The organism is Cloacibacterium sp. TD35, assembly GCF_028864635.1.
Taxonomy (GTDB): domain Bacteria; phylum Bacteroidota; class Bacteroidia; order Flavobacteriales; family Weeksellaceae; genus Cloacibacterium.
In genome coordinates, this window is record NZ_CP104850.1 from 1,273,026 (window position 1) to 1,291,787 (window position 18,762).

The following is an 18,762-nucleotide window of genomic DNA, read 5'->3' on the forward strand; positions in this document are numbered from 1 at the left end:
TTAATCAGCACTTCTTTTTGCGCCTCTGGCTAATTGATAAAATACTTCGTCCATGGTTTTTGTTTGAAAACTTTTTTTCAAATTTTCAGGAGAATCAATTGCCGCAATTTTTCCGTCAACCATGATGGAAACTCGGTTGCAATATTCGGCTTCGTCCATATAGTGTGTAGTTACAAAAATGGTAATTCCTTGTTCTGCAGCATCATAAATTAAGTCCCAAAATTGTCTTCTGGTAATGGGGTCTACACCACCAGTTGGTTCGTCTAGAAAAACGATTTCTGGCTGATGAAAAATGGCGACCGAAAATGCTAGTTTTTGTTTCCAACCCAATGGAAGTTCGGATACCATCTTGTTTTTTTCTTGTTCTAAACCTAATTTCTCAATAAGTTCTTTGCTTTTTAGTTTGATTTCCTTCATGCTTAACCCATAGATTCCGCCGAAGAATTCCAAATTTTCTAAAATGGATAAATTCTCATACAAAGAAAACTTTTGACTCATGTAGCCTATGTTTTTTTTGATTTGTTCAGCGTTTTTGTAGACATCAAAACCAGCAACCATCGCTTTACCAGAAGTAGGAATAGAGAGGCCACAAAACATACGCATTGCAGTGGTTTTTCCAGCTCCATTTGCACCTAGAAATCCGAAGATCTCTCCTTTTTTTACTTCAAAGGAAATGTGGTCTACCGCAGTGAAATCTCCAAAGATTTTAGTGATTTGTTCAGCTTGTATGGCGATTTCTTTATTCATGATTTGAGAGTAAAAGAATAAAACTATCTTCTATGGTAGCTTCTATTTTATTGATTTCAATTTTGTTAAATCTTTTTTCTTGTAAAAATTTCTCAAGAGTTTCCTTTTTAAAATCTTTTTCTTTTTTAATCACCACATGTACAAATTCGCCAAAGGCATATGTATTTTTAGTGGTTTCGTATTCTTTAAGAATTTTGATGAGTGCAGGAATATTTTCGGTTTTTACTTCGTATAAATCTTCAGGATAGCTATTGCAAATGTTTTGTGGAGTGTCAATTTTTAAAATTTTCCCGTTTTGCATGAGAGCAACTCTGTCACAGAGTGTGGCTTCATCCATGTAAGGTGTTGCTACCACGATGGTGATGCCTTGTTGTTTTAAGCGTTTCAGCATCTCCCAAAATTCTTTTCTCGAAACAGGATCTACTCCAGTAGTGGGTTCGTCTAGAAATAGTACTTTTGGTTTGTGAATCAGAGCGCAAGAAAGAGCTAATTTTTGTTTCATTCCGCCAGAAAGTTTCCCTGCTTTTCGGTCTTTAAATGGTTCTATCTGTTGATATATATCTTTTATTAATTCATAATTTTCTTGTATGCTTGTATTGAAAACACTTGCGAAAAATTCTAGATTTTCTTCTACAGATAAATCTTGATACAGAGAAAATTTTCCGGGCATATACCCTAAAATCTGACGGATTTTCTTGTAGTCTTTAACCACATCAAGTCCTTCAATTTCTGCAGAACCAGAATCTGGATGTAGAAGAGTAGTTAGCATTCGGAAAATAGAGGTTTTGCCACTTCCATCTGGGCCAATCAATCCGAAAATTTCTCCATCTTCTACCGAAAAGGAAATATTATCTACCGCAAGAATTTTTTGTTTTTTTTCGCCGTAAGATTTTGATATGTTTTCTACTTTAATCATTGTTAATTAATTCTAACTTCTCCGTACATTCCAATTTTTAGGAAGCCATCATTTTTAACATGTATTTTGGTAGCGTATACTAGATTGGCTCTTTCATCTTTGGTTTGAATGGTTTTGGGAGTGAATTCAGATTTTTGTGAAATCCAGTAGATTTTTCCAGTAAGTTCTTTGGTGTTGTCATCACCTGCATCTACGAGCACTTTAACATTTTGACCAACTTTTACTTTTGCCAATTGGTCTCCTGTAATGTAAGCTCTCAGTGTCATTTCATCTAAATTCGCTATTTTATAAATGGGTTTTCCGATAGTGGCAAACTCGCCTTTATTCATGTATTTTGTAAGTACAATTCCTTTAATGGGCGAAGAAATAACATTATGTTTTAGCTGTTCATCTATTTGCAAAACTTTCTTCTCGGTAGGATTTTTCTCACTTAAAATAGCTCTGTTTTGAATTTTCACTTGCTCTAGAGTAGAAGAAATCTGTTGTTTTAAAATTTCTGATTGTGATTTTGCCGTTGCTATTTGTTTTTGAATTACCACAACATTTCCGTTTAAATCATCTAATTGCTTGCGCGTTGCAGCATCTGATTTTACAAGATTGGCGGTTCTGTTTCTTTCTCTCACTGCATTGTTTAATTGCTCTTGAAGCACAGTAATTTGAGAATTTTGTGTAGCCAACTGAGATTGTAGAACTGCAATTTGAGGTGCAGCATCATTGGTTTTTTGTTCGATGGCATTGATAGAAGCCAAAACCTGTTCTTTTTGTAATTCTACGCCTTTTCCGTCAATAAGACCTAAGTTTTGATTGGCTGTTAATGCATCTCCTTCATTGAGATTGAGTTCAAGAATTTTTCCTGTAGCTTCCGCCGTAACGATGATTTCATCTGCTTCGAAAGTTCCGGAAGCATCATAATCTTGGTCTGCTCTTTTACAAGAGAAAATTGTGAAAACAATTGCTGAAAATATTAATGTTTTTTTCATGTTTAAATTTTTGCAGGATTCTTAATTATTCAATTGAGCTTTCAAATTATATTGTGTCAATAAATATTGAATTTCGTGGGTAATTTTTGTGAGAATTGCTTGTTCTTCGGCGGTTACTTCGCGCAGATAATCATTGGTATTGATAACGCCATTTTCTAATTGGGCAAGACTTGCTGTTTTGATGTTTTTTCTTAGTTCAATCAGTTCAGTGTCTTTGTCAATTAAATTTTGAATTTTTTCAAGGTCATTTATTTGTTGAATTTCAATAAAATTTTGATTAAACAAGAAGTTTTCTCTTTGGATTTCGATTTCTTGTGACTGATTTTCTAACAAAGCCAAATCGTTTTTCTGAGTGTAAAATCCAGAAATCGGGATATTAAGTCTAATTCCACCAATATAGAAGAGGTCAAACTCATTTTTCAGCATATTAAAACCCGGTTTTCCGTATCCTCCTGTGAAAAAAGCTCCTAGTTTTGGAGTGTTTTTAGTGTTGATGATTTTTCTTTGCGTTTCTAGAAGTTGTTTTTGTGCATCAAAAAGTTTTAGTTCTGAGCGATTATTATTTTTCGTTAAGAGAATTTTTTCAGGAGTTTCAAGCTGAGTGTTTTCGTCGATATTTTTTTTGATGAAGTAAGAAAGCATTTGCATGAAATTTTGCTTTATGGCTTGAAGTTCAATTTCTTTTTGTTCAATTTTTACCAATTCTGCTTTTAAAACATCTAGATTACTTCTAAAAATAACCCCATTTTTCAATTGTGCTTCTGCTTTTTTGATGCCTTCTTTGATGTCAATTTTTGTGAATTTCAGTTGAGTCCATTGTTTATTGGTTTGAAGAATCCCAAAATAGAGTTGATTAATTCTCTCTTTCAGTTTGTCTAATTCCACTTCAGTTTGTATGTTTTGAACTTCGGACTGGATTTTGGCTAAATTTTTCTGATTTCTAATATTTCCACCATCGTAAATAGTTTGTGAAACATCTGCAAACACTTTGTATTGGTCTTTGCTGAGAGGATCTACATTCACGTTTGGCAATTTCACGGGAAATTGAGTAACATCATTTTGGTAAGTAGCTTGCGCAGTAATGTTTACTTGAGGAAGCCAGCCTTTTAGGGCGTTTTCTGTAGTGTATTGCTCTGCTTTTTTAATCAATTCTTGTTTTTTGATTAAAGGATAATTTTCTCGTGACCATTGGTAACATTGTTCAAGGGTAATGGTTTCTTGGGCATTGACAAGCCCTACGAATAGGAGGAAAATGTATTTAAGTTTTTCCATCGTTTTAAAGATTTTCAGTTTTTATTTCTAAAAGTTGTTTCATCCACATAGGAACGAGTTTTCTTCTTTCACCAATAAATTGGTAGTATTCTTCTTCATTGGTGAGTTCAAAAGCATTAAAAACGGGTTTTGCCATGAAAGGAAAAATGCTCATAGCCAAAAAGTTTACCAAATAATGCAATGGATTGATTTCTGGTCTCTTTTCCTTGATTTGTTTGATGATAATAGAGTTATCAAAAATTTTATTTACAGGAATAATCTTCGTGATGTTAGAGTTTTTTTTCTGAATTTCACTGATTACAAAAAGAGGGAGGTTAGGGTTTTTCGATAAAATTTCGAAATATTTTTCGGAGGCTAAGTCTATTTTTTCTTCTAATGATGTTTTTTCGTTGCTTAGAATAGGGAAAATTTTTCCGAAGAGCAGCACTACTTTTATCTTCATCACTTGCTCAAAAAGTTTTTCTTTACTTCGGAAGTAGTAATTAAGTAGTGCCAGATTTATTCCTGCTTTTTCGGCAATATCTCTGGTTCTGGTTCCTGCAAATCCTTTTTCGGTAAATACTTCTGAAGCAGCTTCTAGAATTTTTTCTTCTGTAGTTTGCTCCTGTTCATTCATCTGTTTTTCACTTTTCATGAAGCAAATGTACAATTAAAAATTTGATTTAAACAAATTATTTAATCATTTGATTAAAAATTATTTTGAATTAGTGCGCGAGCGAAGCGAGCGCCAATTTTTTCAAAGAAAAACGCAACTCATTGCTGAATTGCGTTGCATTTATTTATATTCTTTCCACCACTTAGGATAAATTTTTTCATCATCTTGCCAAAAAACTTTTTCACCAATTTTTGGAGTGATTACTCTCAATTTTTCGGTATTGAGCTCATGAAGTTTTTCCATAGGTTCATACCAAGAGTGAAGCGCCAATTTGAATTTAGAATTATGAACTGCAATCATTCTGTCGGCATTTAAATCTTTCATTGCTTGTAATTGCTCACCAGGAAGCATGTGGATGTATTTCCAGGCATTGTTATATTGTCCGGTTTCTAGAATTGCTAAATCTAATTTTCTATACTTTTCACCAATTTTTTTGAAATGAGTGTCATAACCAGAATCTCCACCAATGTAAATTTTAGAATTTGGTGTTTCCAAAACAAAACTTGCCCAAATTGCTTGGTCTCTTTTGAATCCTCTACCAGAAAAATGTCTGGCTGGTTCTGCATTAATTTTAAATCCGTTACCTAAGTCAGAACCTTCAAACCAGTCTAATTCTATAATTTTGGTTGTTTCATAATCCCAAGATTCTAAATGCGTGCCAGTTCCTAATCCTGTGATGACTTGCTTTACTTTTGAACGAATTTTAGTAACCGTTTCGTAGTCTAAATGGTCCCAATGATCATGCGTAATCACCAAATAGTCTAATTCAGGAATATCATTTGAGGTGTAAATATCTGTTCCTTCAAATGCTTTATTGGTAATTTTTAAAGGAGAAACGCTACCGCTGAAAACGGGATCAACTAATATTTTTTTCCCATCAATTTGAATAAAATACGATGAATGTCCCATCCAAACATAGATGTTTTCGTTTGGGTTCAAGTTTTTTAAATCTGTTTTTGTGAAATTGAATTTCTTTTTGGGAGTTGCATTTTCAACTTTAGAAAAGAAAAAATTGAAAAATACTTGAGTCATTGAAGTTCCTTCTGCCAATTGTGGAGTAGGATTCAGGTTTTGAAATTTTCCGTTTTTGTAATGAGGGGATTTTAGAATTCTTTCTAATCTTTTTCCAGAAGGTAATTCTCCGAATTGTTTTCCTTGCATAAAAAGATAAGTTCCTATTGCAATTGCTGCAATAAGTATTATAAATGTTATTGTCATTTTCTTTAATAATTTCATATAATTATTGAGACGTTTGAGTTTTTGATTTACTTTAATATTAATAAAATAAAAACAAAAACACAACCCATTTCTGAATTGTGTTTATTTTATGATATAGACTTTCTAATTAAAGTCCGAATAATATTTTGAAAAGGTCTGGATAGATACCAATCGTAAGAATTGCTACAATGATAAATACCGCAGTAATATTATACGTAATGCTTACTTTTTCTGAACTTTTGAATGAAGTTTCTGTATGAAAAAACATTGAAATAATAAGTTTTAAATAATAAGCGATACTTAGTGCAGAACCAATTACAGCAATTAAAACTAAGAAAGCAGCTCCATTCATTGCTTGTGCAAAAATGTTAAATTTCGCTACGAACCCAGCTGTTAATGGAATACCTGCCATTGATAATAATGAAACCGCAGTTACAACAGCTAATAAAGGTTCAGATTTTGCTAATCCTTTGAATGCTTCAAACGAAGTTTCTCTTTTCAGTTTTTCTACCCAAATTAAAGTCATAAATACTCCAACTGTAGATAGTGAATATGCGAATAGATAAAATGCTAAATTATATACAGATAAGCTGTTTGCTCCAAAGAAAATTAAACCTAAGTAACCTGCATGTGAAATAGAAGAATAAGCAAGCATTCTCTTAGCATTGGTCTGTGCTAATCCCATTGCGTTGGCTAATAAAAGCGTGATGATTACTAAAACGCCTAGAATGTTAATCCATTCTTTGATGCTTCCTGCAAAAGCAAGATTCATAACCTTGAAGAAGGCAAAGAATGCAGCAATTTTTACTACAGAAGCCATGAATGAAGTAATCAATGATGGAGCACCTTGGTAAACATCTGGACTCCACATGTGGAAAGGAGCTAGAGAAACCTTAAATGCCATTGCTACGAGCATTAACATGATTCCCATTACAAACATTAAATCTTTAGGATTTGCTATGCTAAATGTATTGATTACATGAACGTCAAAACTCCCAGTGCTTCCATAAATTAGTGCAATCCCAAAAAGAAGGAATCCTGTAGCAAATGCTCCCATTAAGAAATACTTAATTGAAGCTTCGTTTGAGCGTAAATCTGTCTTGTTACTTCCAGCCATTACATATAGCGGAATAGATAAGATTTCGATTCCTAAAAATAGCGTTACTAAATTTGTAAAACTGAAAAGAATTACTGCTCCAATTAATGAAAATAACATTAACGAATATAATTCTGATTGGTGACTACGGTGATTGTTAAATGCAAAACCTCCCAAGAAGAAAATTAACAATGTAACCACTAAAGAAATTTTGGTAAATAAAGCCGCATTTTCATTAAAATCAAACATAGATTTGTATTGATTAAAAAATGCTAACTCAGGAGAGAAGCTTACACAAAGTGCAACCAAAAGTCCCAAAATTCCGATATATCTTGCAAATTTTCCTTGATTATAAACTCCAGAAAATAATGCTAATACTGCCGTAAGGAATAAAACTACTAAAACACTCATTATTTATAGATTTGAGATTTAAGATTTGAGATTTGAGATTCTCAAAAAACAAATTCTAAAATTTATTATTTTTTTAACCCTTAATAGAAGAGTAGATAAACTTCAACGAACTATTCACCATTTCTAAAACACCGCTTGGGAAAACTCCTAATAAGATTACCACTACAGCTAAACTTGCCAATACTACAAATTCTACATTAGAAATGTCTTTTAAGGTACTTACCACTCTTTCATCACCGGTTCCAAACATGGCTTTTCCATACATTCTGAGCAGATAAACTGCTGCTAGAATAATAGTAAGACCTGCAAAAATGACTACCACTTTGTCATAATCAAAAATAGATTTTAATAAAATAAATTCGCCGATGAATCCATTCGTTAATGGAACTCCCATAGAACCAAGTAATAAAATCATGAAAAGCGTAGCAAATTTAGGGGCTGCTTTAGCGTAACCTCCCATTTGTCTGATGTCTCTTGTTTTAAATTGTTTGATTAAAATATCAGCACAGTAGAATAAACCTACTACGTTAATACCGTGTGCAAAAGTTTGAACTAAAGCTCCCTGGGCTCCTTCGAAAGTGAAATTCCCTTGAGCCGTAAGGATAGCAGAAGCAAAAATACCTGCCACCATTAATCCTACGTGAGAAAGCGATGAGAAAGCGATAATTTTCTTAATATCATGGTGTACAATCGCGATAAGCGCTCCGTAAACCACTCCTAGAATAGAAAGAATCATCACTACTTGCCCTGAAGTTCCGAGTAAAGCAGTTGGTGCAATTGGTAATAAATATCTTAAAACACCATAAATAGCCATTTTAAGCATGATACCAGAAAGCAACATCGTTCCTTGAGTAGGAGAGAAGGTGTAAGTGTCTGGTTGCCAATTGTGAAGTGGGAAAATCGGTAATTTTACAGCAAAAGCTAAGAAAATTAACCAGAAAACCACTACTTGTTGTACTTCGTTTAAGTTAGCGTTATATAAATCTGTTAGTTCAAAAGATGCAGAATGGTTGTAAACATAAATCAAACCAATGAACATAAATAATGAACCTACAAAAGTATATACGAAAAACTTGGTGGTAACTTTAATTCTCTTTTCTTCGTCTCCCCAAAGTCCAGCGATGAACCAAATTGGGATAAGAGTTACTTCCCAGAAAACGTAGAACAATAATCCGTCTAGAGCGGTGAAAACACCTACTAAACCAAACTGCATTAATAGGATTAACGCATAGAAATTATTATTGTATTTCTCGTTTTCATTGAAAGAAGAAAGAATAATCAATGGAACTAAGATGTTTGTTAATAATAACAAAAGCATACTCATTCCGTCTACACCAAAGTGTAATGTGCTTTTAATATATGATGACCACGGTTTGATAATCTCAAATTGCAATTGAGAGTCTACCGTAGGTACATTATTAAATTGTGATAGCATGTAGAATGTTAAAAACATCTGCACGAAAGCAATTCCTACTGCTAAATATTTGCTATTAGAGTTTCTAAACGCAAAAACTAATCCTGAACCAATTAAAGGTAAAAGTAACAGTGCTTCTAACATTTGCTATTGTAATAAAAAGTTAACAATTAAAATTAAACCGATTGCCAAAGACATAATGAGAACATAATTTTCTACATTACCATTTTGGAATTTTTTAAACGATCTTCCAGATTCTACTGCTCCGAAACCTACAAAATTGAAGAATCTATCCATCAGTTTATCAAACATTCTGGTGCCTTTTCCAAGACCTTCTACAGGTTTCACTACCGTAGCATTGTAAAGCTCGTCTATTAATAATTTTTTAGCTGATAGTCTTTCCCAGCCTTTATAATTTTCTTCTGGTTGAGCCATTTTGTTTTTAGTAACATAAATATTTCTTACAATGAAGAATACCGCTGCTACCATTACTAATGTAATCGCCAAAAGAATCATTTCAATATTAAATGGAACTTCTGCATGTTTCGCTCCATATACGTAAAGTGGTTCTAACCAATGTGCTAAATTTTGATATTCACCATGACCTATGAAATGAGGTAAATTAATGAAACCTCCTACCACTGATAATACAGCTAATACTACTAATGGTAAAGTCATAGAGATAGGACTTTCGTGTAAATGATGTTTTTGTTCTTCTGTTCCTCTGAAATTTCCAAAGAAGGTTAAGAATAACAATCTAAACATATAAATTCCAGTTAATGCAGCACTGAACAATGTTAAGCCCCAAATTACTGGAGATTTTGCCCAAAGTGCAACTAAAATTTCGTCTTTAGAAATCATACCAGACAATGGCGGAATTCCAGCAATGGCTAATGTTCCGATTAAGAAAGTCCAATAGGTTACAGGAATTTTAGATTTTAAACCTCCCATAAATCTCATATCTTGTTCTCCACTCATCGCGTGAATTACCGAACCAGCTCCTAAGAATAACAATGCTTTGAAGAAAGCGTGCGTCATTAAGTGGAACATAGCAGAAGTATAGGCTTCTACACCCAGTGCTATAAACATAAGTCCTAACTGAGAAACAGTAGAGTATGCTAACACTTTTTTGATATCATTTTGTCTTAAACCGATGAATGCTGCAATTAATGAAGTAGCAAGACCTATTACAAGAATAAAGTCTAAAGTGCTCGGTGAAAGATGATATAAGAAATTAGAACGTACAACTAAATAAATACCAGCTGTAACCATGGTTGCCGCGTGAATTAACGCAGAAACTGGGGTAGGACCAGCCATCGCATCTGGTAGCCATGTAAATAAAGGAATCTGTGCAGATTTACCCATAGCTCCAATGAATAAACTAAGTGTGATAAACATAATCACCACTCCGTCAAATTCAAATTTTGAAGCGTTTTGTGCTACAGAAAGATAATCTAGTGCATTGGTTTGTGAAGCGATTAGGAAAATACCAATCAATAAACCAAGGTCACCAATTCTGTTCATAATGAAAGCTTTTCTAGCAGCTTTACCATATTCTGTATTTTCGTACCAGAAACCAATCAGTAAGTAAGAACAAAGACCTACACCTTCCCAACCGATGAAAAGAATAAGGTAATTGCTTCCCATTACCAAAAGGAGCATGGAGAAAATAAATAAATTCAAATAAGTGAAAAACTTGTAGAAACCTTTGTCATGGCTCATGTAGCCAATAGAGTACAAGTGAATCAAAGAACCAATTCCTGTAACAATCATCATCATCATTAATGATAATTGGTCTATTTGGAACCCGAAATTTACTTGAATTCCACCGATGGTGAACCATTCAAATGCTTTTACAATAACTGGTGTTCCGTCTGCAGGAAAACCTATAAAAATACTTACAGAAATTAGAAAAGCAGCGAATACTACTAATGTAGCTAATCCGCCAACCAAAGCTTTTGGTAAGCGCTTTCCGAATAATCCGTTGATTACAAATCCAATTAAAGGAAGTAAAACGATTGCGTATACTAAATTTTCCATCTGCATTATCCTTTTAATTTGTTAAAAATACTTACATCTACATTTCTGGTATTTCTGTACATCATAGTGATAATCGCTAGACCTACCGCAACTTCTGCAGCGGCCACTACCATGATAAAGAATACCAAAATTTGTCCGTTTCCATCTCCTTTATAAGCAGAAAATGCAGCCAAAAGTAGATTTACAGAATTAAGCATTAATTCTACACATCCTAAAATGATGATGGCATTTTTACGAACGAGAACTCCTAAAACTCCTAAACAAAACAATGTAGTACTTAAAATAATGTACCAATTGAGCGGTATGTTTTGTAAAAATGAATTGACTTCCATAATTCTATAAATCTTTTTTACCAATTAATACTGCGCTTACAATACCTGCTAAAATCAGTATAGAAGCGAGTTCGAATGGTAATACATATTCGTTAAACAATAATTTTCCAAGGTTTTTAGTCAAACCGATGCTGCTATCAATATTATCAACAACATTCGATTGAGAAAGGCCTTTATAAGCTCCTAACATTCCTACGAAAAGGATTCCGGCAGAAAAAATACCGATAAATTTCGTAAGGTTTTGTTTTTTGCTTTCGTCTTTAGAATTAAGATTAAGCATCATTAATACATAAAGGAATAACACCATGATGGCTCCTGTGTACACGATAATTTGTACAATTCCTAAGAACTGCGCATTTAATAAAACATATAATGCAGCAATGCTAAAGAAAGTTACAACTAGTGATAAAATGGCGTACAAAGGATTTCTTGCAAATACAAAGTAAACAGCACTTGCAACCGCTACTAAAGCGATAAAAAAGAATAAGAACTGTTCCATTTATTTAAGAGCTTTTTTTTGTGATTCTGTTTGTCTGTCAGAAATATCTATTCTGTTTTCCATGCTTTCTACCAAAAGATCTTTGCCGTAGATAAAAGAGCCTCTGTTTTGTTCTGGTTTTACAATTCTATCGGTAAGATAAATTGCAGATTTAGGACAAGCTTCTTCGCATAATCCACAGAAGATACATCTTAGCATATTGATTTCATATACTTCGGCATATTTTTCTTCTCTGTAAAGATGTTTTTGCTCTTTGGTACGTTCTCCTGCAGTCATGGTAATGGCTTCAGCCGGACAAGCTACCGCACATAATCCACAAGCAGTACATCTTTCTCTGCCTTCATCATCACGCTTTAGAACGTGTAATCCACGATAAATTTTAGAAAATTCTCTTTGCTCTTCAGGATAGCTTACCGTAGGTAATTTCCCAGTAAGAGTCATTATCGCATGTTTTCCGGTAATTCCCATTCCTTTGAAAATTGCAGGGAGATAAATTTTCTCTGCAAAAGTCATCTTTTTGTTAGAAGCTACCTTTGATCTATTGGTTAATTTCATATTGTTAGATTTCAGATTTTAGATGTTAGATTTATTTTAATCTACACCAATTATCATTTATCACTTATAATTTAAATCCATTGATAATGTTGGTTCAAAAGAACTACAGCTCCAGTTACCAACAAGTTTACTAATGCAAGCGGAATTAATGATTTCCAACCTAGGTGCATTAATTGGTCATATCTAAATCTAGGTAAAGTCCATCTAATCCACATAAATGTAATGATTACAGCAATGGTCTTAACCAAGAATGCTAAAATACTCGCAATTCCAGCAGCGTTTTCTCCCCAGTTTTCACCAATCCATGCTAATCCTGGGAAATTGTAACTTCCTAAGAAAAGGGTAGTGATTAATGCTGAAGAAATAAATAAGTTTACATATTCGCCGAATAAGAAAAGTCCTAGTTTCATTGCAGAGTATTCTGTATGGAAACCTCCTACTAATTCTGTTTCACATTCTGGTAAATCAAACGGAGCTCTATTGGTTTCTGCTAATGCTGCTACAAAGAAGATGATAAATGCTAATGGTTGGAAGAAGATATTCCATTTCATACCATACCATCCACTTTGAGATTCTGCAATTACCTTAAGGTCTAGAGAACTGTTCATCATGATGATAGCTAATAGAGATAGCCCCATTGCTAATTCGTAAGAAATCATTTGAGATGAAGCTCTAATTGCTCCGATTAATGAATATTTATTGTTAGAAGCCCAGCCTCCAATCATAATTCCGTAAACACCGATAGAAACCATTCCCATTAAGTAGAGAACACCTACATCTAGATTGGCTACTTGTAAATCAAAAGATTGTCCGCCAATATTAAGAGATTTTCCCCATGGAATTACGGCTCCTGTAATGAGTGAAATAAACATTACTAAACCAGGCCCGAAGAAAAATAAGAATTTTTCTGCTTTTTCTGGGATAAAGTCTTCTTTGAAGAAGAATTTTCCACCGTCAGCTAATGGTTGAAGTAAACCGAATTTCCAGCTTCTGTTGGGACCAATTCTGTCTTGCATAATAGCAGCCACTTTTCTCTCTGCCCAAGTAGAGTAGGCTGCTACAGCCATAGAAAGGGCGAAAAGTGATACTACAAGTATTGTTTTGAAAAGTATTAAATCCATTTCTTTGATTTATGAATTTTTATTTTATTCTTTTTAATTAAGCGTTATGTTGTTCGTCTTCTGCGCTAATTTCTTTAGCGGTTTCATTTTCTAACGCTTTTACCACCATTTCTTCTGGTTTTTGGTAATGGTTAAGAGAAATTACAGAATGTCTGCTGATGTGTCTAGGTCCTTCTATGTTCCAGTGTTTTACATCTTTTTTCTCGAATCTACATTCGTTACAGATAAATTCTTCTACTTCTCCGTATTGGTCTTTTCTGGCAGTTACTCTTACGATTTCGTCTCCTTTCATCCATAGAACTGCTTTACCAGAACATTTAGAACAAGTACAAGTAGCATCTACTGGTTTTGTAAACCAAACTCTGCTTGCAAATCTTGCAGTTCTATCTGTTAATGCTCCTACTGGACAAACGTCTATCACGTTTCCAATAAAATCATTATCTAAAGCTTTATTTAAGTATGTAGAGATTTCTGCATGCTCACCTCTGAAAAGAATACCGTGCTCTCTCTTGTTAGTTAACTGATTTGCCACCAAAACGCATCTTGCACACAAGATACATCTGTTCATATTTAGCTTAATGTTTGGACCTAAATCATCAGCATCAAAAGTATTTCTTTCGAAATCAGTTCTGGTTTGCTGAAGACCATGTTCGTAACCTAAATCTTGAAGGTGACATTCACCAGCCTGGTCACAAATAGGGCAGTCTAGTGGGTGATTTAATAAAAGGAATTCAGTAACGGCTTTTCTTGCTTCTTGCGTTTTTTCAGAAGTAAGATTTTTCACTTCCATTCCGTCCATTACTGTAGTTCTACAGCTTGCCACTAATTTTGGCATAGGACGAGGATCTGCTTCAGAACCTTTAGAAACTTCTACTAGGCAAGTTCTGCATCTACCGCCACTATTTTCTAATTTACTGTAATAACACATAGCCGGAGGTACAGATTTACCACCAATCTGGCGCGCTGCGTTTAGAATGGTAGTTCCTGGCTCTACTTCCGTAGTTTGCCCGTCAATGGTTACTTTAAATTTTTTAATTTCTTCGCTCATTTCTATGTATTATGAATTAAGCTTTAGCTTTATTAATGTCTAATATTATTGTTTTTCAACTACCGGAAGTGGATCTGCATAATGTGCAATTCCATAGTTTCTGGTTAAGCATTCTGGATTATTGATATGCCATTCGAACTCATCTCTAAAATGACAAATTGCTGCTGCTACAGGCCAAGCTGCTGCATCTCCTAATGGGCAAATGGTATTTCCTTCAATTTTTCTCTGAATATCCCATAGCAAGTCGATATCTTTCATTTCGCCTTGCCCTGATTCTATTTTTTTCAGAATTTTATACATCCATCCTGTTCCTTCACGACATGGTGTACATTGTCCGCAACTTTCGTGGTTGTAGAAATGTGCTAAGGTCATGGTGTGTTTTACCACACATTGGTCTTCATCTAAAACAATGAAACCACCAGAACCCATCATAGTTCCTGTAGCGAAACCACCATCAGAAAGAGATTCGTAGTTCATGTATCTTGGTTCACCTGCAGCTGTTTTAAGCAATAGATTTGCTGGAACAATTGGAACTGAAGAACCTCCAGGAATACACGCTTTTAATTTTTTACCATTCGGAATTCCGCCACAATATTCATCAGAGTAGATAAATTCTTCTACGGTGATGGTCATGTCTATTTCGTAAACTCCTGGTTTATTGATGTTTCCACAAGCGGAAATTAATTTAGTACCTGTAGAACGTCCTAAGCCAATTTTAGCGTATTCTGCTCCTGTAATATCAATTATTGGAACTACTGCAGCGATGGTTTCTACGTTATTTACCACAGTTGGAGATTGCCAAAGACCTTTTACCGCAGGGAAAGGTGGTTTTAATCTAGGATTTCCACGTTTTCCTTCTAGTGATTCTAGAAGTGCAGTTTCTTCTCCACAGATATAAGCACCAGCTCCTCTCTGAACATAGATTTCTAAATCGAAACCACTGCCTAAAATATTTTTACCAAGGAAACCTGCTTTTTTAGCTTCGTCAATTGCTTGTTCTAAAATATCTGGAATCCATGCATATTCTCCTCTGATGTAGATGTAAGAAGTATTAGAACCTAATGCATAAGATGCGATAATCATTCCTTCAATCAATAAATGAGGGATATGCTCCATCAAATATCTATCTTTAAAAGTTCCAGGTTCAGATTCGTCTGCATTTACAACCAAATATCTAGGCACACCTTCTGGTTTTGCTAGGAAACTCCATTTCATACCTGTAGGGAAACCAGCGCCACCACGCCCTCTAAGACCAGAAGTTTTTACTTCTTCTACAATTTGGTCTGGAGTCATTTTCAGTGCTTTTTCTACAGACTGGTAACCACCATGTTCTCTGTAAGTATCAAAGTTTCTGATACCTTCTATGTGTGCGTTTTTAAGTAAAAGTTTTTTACTCATAACTGTTATTTATTAATCAATAGCGATTTGTCCTTGTCTACAAAGGTCAAGAATTTCGTCTACTTTTTCTTTAGTTAAATTTTCGTGATAGAATTTTCCAAGTTGCATCATGGGTGCATAACCGCAAGCTCCAAGACATTCTGCAGGTTTTAGGGTAAATAAACCATCTGCAGTAGTTTCGCCTGCTTTAATGCCTAATCTTTCTTTAATGTGATTTACAATATCATCACTTCCTCTTAGCATACATGGCCCTGTAACGCAAACTTCTAAAACGTATTTTCCTACAGGCTGCATGTTAAACATGGTGTAGAAAGTAGCTACTTCATACACTTCTATTGGAGTAATTTCTAAAACACTTGCTACATAATCCATCACAGGAACGTCTAACCAACCTCCAAATTCTTTTTGTGCTAAGTGAAGCACAGGAATTAATGCAGATTTTTGTTTTCCTTCTGGATATCTTGCAATGATTTGTTTTACTTTTTCTAAAGTTTCTGGTTTAAAAGCAATTGTTTCGCTCATAATTTTATTTAGATTTCAGACACTGTATTTCAAGTGTCAGATTTTTAAATTTATAATTATTGATGTCTTATATATGGTTTCTGATATTAGACATCTCATTTTTATCCGTCTAATTCTCCAGCAATTACATTCATACTACTCATGGTAACGATTGCATCAGAAATTACAGATCCTTTAATCATTTCTGGATATGCTTGGTAGTAAATGAAACATGGTCTTCTGAAGTGTAATCTGTATGGGCTTCTACCGCCATCACTTACTAAATAGAAACCAAGTTCACCGTTTCCACCTTCTACGGAATGGTAAACTTCACCAGCAGGAACATCAGTTTCGCCCATTACGATTTTGAAGTGATAAATTAATGCTTCCATGTTGCTGTAAACCTCTGCTTTTTCTGGTAAGAAAAATTCTGGTACATCTGCATGGAAATCTCCTTCTGGTAAATTATTATATGCTTGGTTAATGATTTTTAAACTTTCCCAAATTTCTTGTTGACGAACCATGAATCTATCATAAGTATCTCCTGCAGTACCAATTGGGATAATAAAATCAAAATCTTGATAAGATGAATAAGGACTTGCCACCCTTACGTCATAATCTACACCTGCAGCTCTTAAGTTAGGACCTGCAAAACTGTAGTTTAATGCACGTTCAGCACTAATAGCACCCGCACCAATGGTTCTGTCCATAAAGATTCTGTTACGCTCTATTAAGTTGCTGAATTCTTGGAATCTTGCGGGGAATGTTTTTAAGAAGTCTTTTAATAATTCGTGGAATTTAGGAGTGAAATCTCTGTCAAAACCACCAATTCTTCCCATGTTTGTAGTCATTCTGGCGCCACAAACTTGTTCGTACATATCGTAAATCTTTTCTCTGTCTTGGAAAACATAGGTGAAACCTGTTAAGGCTCCTGTATCAACACCAATTACAGAGTTACAAACCAAGTGGTCTGCAATACGAGCTAGCTCCATCATGATAACACGCATGTAATCTACTCTCTTTGGCATTTCTATACCAAGAAGTTTTTCTACAGTCATGTGCCAACCAATGTTATTGATAGGTGCAGAACAATAATTTAAACGGTCTGTAAGTGTAGTGATTTGAGTGAAATTTCTACGTTCAGCTATTTTTTCAAAAGCTCTGTGGATATAACCTACGGTTTGTTCAGAATGAAGAATTCTCTCACCATCCATGGTTAACACATTTTGGAAAATACCGTGTGTAGCAGGGTGGGTAGGACCGAGGTTCAGTGTATATAGTTGACCATCTACTTGCTCTTGAGCATCATACTGGTTAAGTATATTTGATAATTGATTGTCTTTCATAATAATTTAGATTTCAGAATTTTTATCTACCGAACATAGAGTCGTCTTTGTCAGTTCTTGATCCATCTTCTAGCGCATACTCTTTTAGAAGAGGGTGATAACCTAGCTCTTCCATGTTTAGAATAACTCTTAAATCTGGGTGACCTTTAAACGTAATTCCGTAGAAATCATATGTTTCTCTTTCCATCCAATTGGCTCCTGAATACAAGTCTGTAATAGAATCTACCTCGGCGTTATCTTTTGGGAAAAAGCTTTTGATTCTTATTCTAAAATTTTCTTGTAAATTATGAAGGTGATAGATTACCCCAAGTTCTTTCTCCTTATTGTCTGGATAATGAATACCACAAATATCTGTAAGGAACATAAAATTAAGGGAAGACTCTTTAAGATGATGAATCACTTTTTTAAGCTCTTCTTTTTTTACTTCTACAGTAAGAAATCCATAAGGTTCAGACGAAGAAATCACTGCTTCTGGAAATTCTCTATTGATGGCTTCTAAAACAAATTCGCTTGTCATATTATTAATTTGAAAATTTGAAATCGAGGTAAATTACATCGCCTTCAAAAATTTGTTTCTATTATTGTTTCAAATTTATTTTTGATAAACGCAAGATTTGAAACTTATTTTCAAATCATTACATTTTCAAATTACTTAATTCCGTAGCTTTCTAATAAAGCTTTGTATTCTGGTAAATCTCTTCTTCTTAAGCTTTCGTTTTCTGCCAAAGCTTGTACTTGCATGTAGCCTTCTAGAATTTGTTCTGGTCTTGGTGGGCATCCTGGTACATAAACATCTACAGGAATAATTTTATCAATTCCTTGTAAAACAGAATAAGTATCAAAAATACCACCGCTACTTGCGCAAGCACCTACAGCAACTACCCATCTTGGTTCTGCCATTTGTGTATAAACTTGTTTAAGAACTGGAGCTAATTTTTTAGAAATAGTACCACAAACCAGTAGGATATCTGCTTGTCTTGGCGAGAAACTCATTCTCTCTGCCCCGAATCTAGATAAATCATAGTTAGGAGCCATAGTTGCCATAAATTCGATACCACAACAAGAAGTAGCAAATGGTAATGGCCAAAGTGAAAACTTACGAGCCATACCGATAATATCGCTTAATTTTCCTGCGAAAAAGCCTTCACCTTCAATTCCTGGAGGCGCAGGTGCATTAGTATTGATTACAGGTTTATTATCTGACATTTTTAAT

19 protein-coding genes are annotated in these 18,762 nt (G+C 34.4%); all 19 read right to left on the bottom strand.

The window, feature by feature from the left end; translation table 11 throughout:
- Complete coding sequence (locus N7277_RS05895) at positions 1-747, bottom strand: ABC transporter ATP-binding protein (protein WP_274780753.1); 747 nt, start codon at positions 745-747, stop codon at positions 1-3.
- Positions 740-1,663 carry an ABC transporter ATP-binding protein gene (locus N7277_RS05900; protein WP_274780754.1) on the bottom strand — a complete coding sequence of 308 codons (924 nt, stop codon included), beginning with the start codon at positions 1,661-1,663 and terminating at the stop codon, positions 740-742. Before N7277_RS05900 ends, N7277_RS05895 begins: the two co-directional genes overlap by 8 nt.
- Positions 1,664-1,665: 2 nt before the next feature.
- Positions 1,666-2,643 carry an HlyD family secretion protein gene (locus N7277_RS05905; protein ID WP_274780755.1) on the bottom strand — a complete coding sequence of 326 codons (978 nt, stop codon included), beginning with the start codon at positions 2,641-2,643 and terminating at the stop codon, positions 1,666-1,668.
- A gap of 21 nt (positions 2,644-2,664) precedes the next feature.
- Entirely contained in the window at positions 2,665-3,915 is a 1,251-nt protein-coding gene (locus N7277_RS05910; protein WP_274780756.1) for a TolC family protein, read from the bottom strand.
- Positions 3,916-3,919: 4 nt separating this feature from the next.
- Positions 3,920-4,549: a TetR/AcrR family transcriptional regulator gene (locus tag N7277_RS05915; RefSeq protein WP_274780757.1), complete on the bottom strand. Its 630-nt coding sequence runs from the start codon at positions 4,547-4,549 to the stop codon at positions 3,920-3,922.
- A gap of 141 nt (positions 4,550-4,690) precedes the next feature.
- Positions 4,691-5,788, bottom strand: coding sequence for an MBL fold metallo-hydrolase (locus N7277_RS05920; protein ID WP_274780758.1), 1,098 nt, complete (start codon positions 5,786-5,788; stop codon positions 4,691-4,693).
- A 127-nt stretch (positions 5,789-5,915) separates the two neighbouring features.
- Positions 5,916-7,295, bottom strand: coding sequence for an NADH-quinone oxidoreductase subunit N (locus tag N7277_RS05925; RefSeq protein WP_274780759.1), 1,380 nt, complete (start codon positions 7,293-7,295; stop codon positions 5,916-5,918).
- 73 nt (positions 7,296-7,368) lie between these two features.
- Positions 7,369-8,853: a complex I subunit 4 family protein gene (locus N7277_RS05930; protein ID WP_274780760.1), complete on the bottom strand. Its 1,485-nt coding sequence runs from the start codon at positions 8,851-8,853 to the stop codon at positions 7,369-7,371.
- Between the two features lie 3 nt (positions 8,854-8,856).
- The gene (nuoL, locus tag N7277_RS05935) at positions 8,857-10,749 is read right to left on the bottom strand and encodes an NADH-quinone oxidoreductase subunit L (protein ID WP_274780761.1); all 1,893 of its coding nucleotides are present in this window, start codon (positions 10,747-10,749) and stop codon (positions 8,857-8,859) included.
- Between the two features lie 5 nt (positions 10,750-10,754).
- Positions 10,755-11,081, bottom strand: a complete 327-nt coding sequence (nuoK, locus tag N7277_RS05940) for an NADH-quinone oxidoreductase subunit NuoK (protein WP_274780762.1) — start codon at positions 11,079-11,081, stop codon at positions 10,755-10,757.
- 4 nt (positions 11,082-11,085) lie between these two features.
- A complete protein-coding gene (locus tag N7277_RS05945) occupies positions 11,086-11,580 on the bottom strand; it encodes an NADH-quinone oxidoreductase subunit J family protein (RefSeq protein WP_274780763.1) in 495 nt (164 codons plus the stop codon).
- Positions 11,581-12,135, bottom strand: coding sequence for a NuoI/complex I 23 kDa subunit family protein (locus N7277_RS05950; RefSeq protein ID WP_274780764.1), 555 nt, complete (start codon positions 12,133-12,135; stop codon positions 11,581-11,583). It abuts the gene before it with no gap.
- Positions 12,136-12,206: 71 nt separating this feature from the next.
- Positions 12,207-13,256, bottom strand: a complete 1,050-nt coding sequence (gene nuoH, locus N7277_RS05955; RefSeq protein WP_274780765.1) for an NADH-quinone oxidoreductase subunit NuoH — start codon at positions 13,254-13,256, stop codon at positions 12,207-12,209.
- A gap of 37 nt (positions 13,257-13,293) precedes the next feature.
- Positions 13,294-14,304 carry a 2Fe-2S iron-sulfur cluster-binding protein gene (locus tag N7277_RS05960; RefSeq protein ID WP_274780766.1) on the bottom strand — a complete coding sequence of 337 codons (1,011 nt, stop codon included), beginning with the start codon at positions 14,302-14,304 and terminating at the stop codon, positions 13,294-13,296.
- Between the two features lie 45 nt (positions 14,305-14,349).
- Positions 14,350-15,702, bottom strand: coding sequence for an NADH-quinone oxidoreductase subunit NuoF (nuoF, locus tag N7277_RS05965; RefSeq protein WP_274780767.1), 1,353 nt, complete (start codon positions 15,700-15,702; stop codon positions 14,350-14,352).
- A 12-nt stretch (positions 15,703-15,714) separates the two neighbouring features.
- Positions 15,715-16,224 carry an NADH-quinone oxidoreductase subunit NuoE family protein gene (locus N7277_RS05970; protein WP_274780768.1) on the bottom strand — a complete coding sequence of 170 codons (510 nt, stop codon included), beginning with the start codon at positions 16,222-16,224 and terminating at the stop codon, positions 15,715-15,717.
- 101 nt (positions 16,225-16,325) lie between these two features.
- On the bottom strand, positions 16,326-17,549 hold the full coding sequence (locus N7277_RS05975; RefSeq protein ID WP_274780769.1) for an NADH-quinone oxidoreductase subunit D: 1,224 nt from the start codon (positions 17,547-17,549) through the stop codon (positions 16,326-16,328).
- Positions 17,550-17,571: 22 nt separating this feature from the next.
- Positions 17,572-18,066 carry an NADH-quinone oxidoreductase subunit C gene (locus N7277_RS05980; RefSeq protein WP_274780770.1) on the bottom strand — a complete coding sequence of 165 codons (495 nt, stop codon included), beginning with the start codon at positions 18,064-18,066 and terminating at the stop codon, positions 17,572-17,574.
- Between the two features lie 131 nt (positions 18,067-18,197).
- Positions 18,198-18,755, bottom strand: coding sequence for an NADH-quinone oxidoreductase subunit B (locus N7277_RS05985; protein ID WP_069797184.1), 558 nt, complete (start codon positions 18,753-18,755; stop codon positions 18,198-18,200).
- Positions 18,756-18,762 lie beyond the last annotated feature (7 nt).

Excerpts from the sequence above, each read along its gene's own strand:
- N7277_RS05895 (WP_274780753.1), bottom strand. The coding sequence starts at position 747 with ATGAATAAAGAAATCGCCATACAAGCTGAACAAATCACTAAAATCTTT.
- N7277_RS05900 (WP_274780754.1), bottom strand. The coding sequence starts at position 1,663 with ATGATTAAAGTAGAAAACATATCAAAATCTTACGGCGAAAAAAAACAA.
- N7277_RS05905 (WP_274780755.1), bottom strand. The coding sequence starts at position 2,643 with ATGAAAAAAACATTAATATTTTCAGCAATTGTTTTCACAATTTTCTCT.
- N7277_RS05910 (WP_274780756.1), bottom strand. The coding sequence starts at position 3,915 with ATGGAAAAACTTAAATACATTTTCCTCCTATTCGTAGGGCTTGTCAAT.
- N7277_RS05915 (WP_274780757.1), bottom strand. The coding sequence starts at position 4,549 with ATGAAAAGTGAAAAACAGATGAATGAACAGGAGCAAACTACAGAAGAA.
- N7277_RS05920 (WP_274780758.1), bottom strand. The coding sequence starts at position 5,788 with ATGACAATAACATTTATAATACTTATTGCAGCAATTGCAATAGGAACT.
- N7277_RS05925 (WP_274780759.1), bottom strand. The coding sequence starts at position 7,295 with ATGAGTGTTTTAGTAGTTTTATTCCTTACGGCAGTATTAGCATTATTT.
- N7277_RS05930 (WP_274780760.1), bottom strand. The coding sequence starts at position 8,853 with ATGTTAGAAGCACTGTTACTTTTACCTTTAATTGGTTCAGGATTAGTT.
- nuoL (WP_274780761.1), bottom strand. The coding sequence starts at position 10,749 with ATGGAAAATTTAGTATACGCAATCGTTTTACTTCCTTTAATTGGATTT.
- nuoK (WP_274780762.1), bottom strand. The coding sequence starts at position 11,081 with ATGGAAGTCAATTCATTTTTACAAAACATACCGCTCAATTGGTACATT.
- N7277_RS05945 (WP_274780763.1), bottom strand. The coding sequence starts at position 11,580 with ATGGAACAGTTCTTATTCTTTTTTATCGCTTTAGTAGCGGTTGCAAGT.
- N7277_RS05950 (WP_274780764.1), bottom strand. The coding sequence starts at position 12,135 with ATGAAATTAACCAATAGATCAAAGGTAGCTTCTAACAAAAAGATGACT.
- nuoH (WP_274780765.1), bottom strand. The coding sequence starts at position 13,256 with ATGGATTTAATACTTTTCAAAACAATACTTGTAGTATCACTTTTCGCC.
- N7277_RS05960 (WP_274780766.1), bottom strand. The coding sequence starts at position 14,304 with ATGAGCGAAGAAATTAAAAAATTTAAAGTAACCATTGACGGGCAAACT.
- nuoF (WP_274780767.1), bottom strand. The coding sequence starts at position 15,702 with ATGAGTAAAAAACTTTTACTTAAAAACGCACACATAGAAGGTATCAGA.
- N7277_RS05970 (WP_274780768.1), bottom strand. The coding sequence starts at position 16,224 with ATGAGCGAAACAATTGCTTTTAAACCAGAAACTTTAGAAAAAGTAAAA.
- N7277_RS05975 (WP_274780769.1), bottom strand. The coding sequence starts at position 17,549 with ATGAAAGACAATCAATTATCAAATATACTTAACCAGTATGATGCTCAA.
- N7277_RS05980 (WP_274780770.1), bottom strand. The coding sequence starts at position 18,066 with ATGACAAGCGAATTTGTTTTAGAAGCCATCAATAGAGAATTTCCAGAA.
- N7277_RS05985 (WP_069797184.1), bottom strand. The coding sequence starts at position 18,755 with ATGTCAGATAATAAACCTGTAATCAATACTAATGCACCTGCGCCTCCA.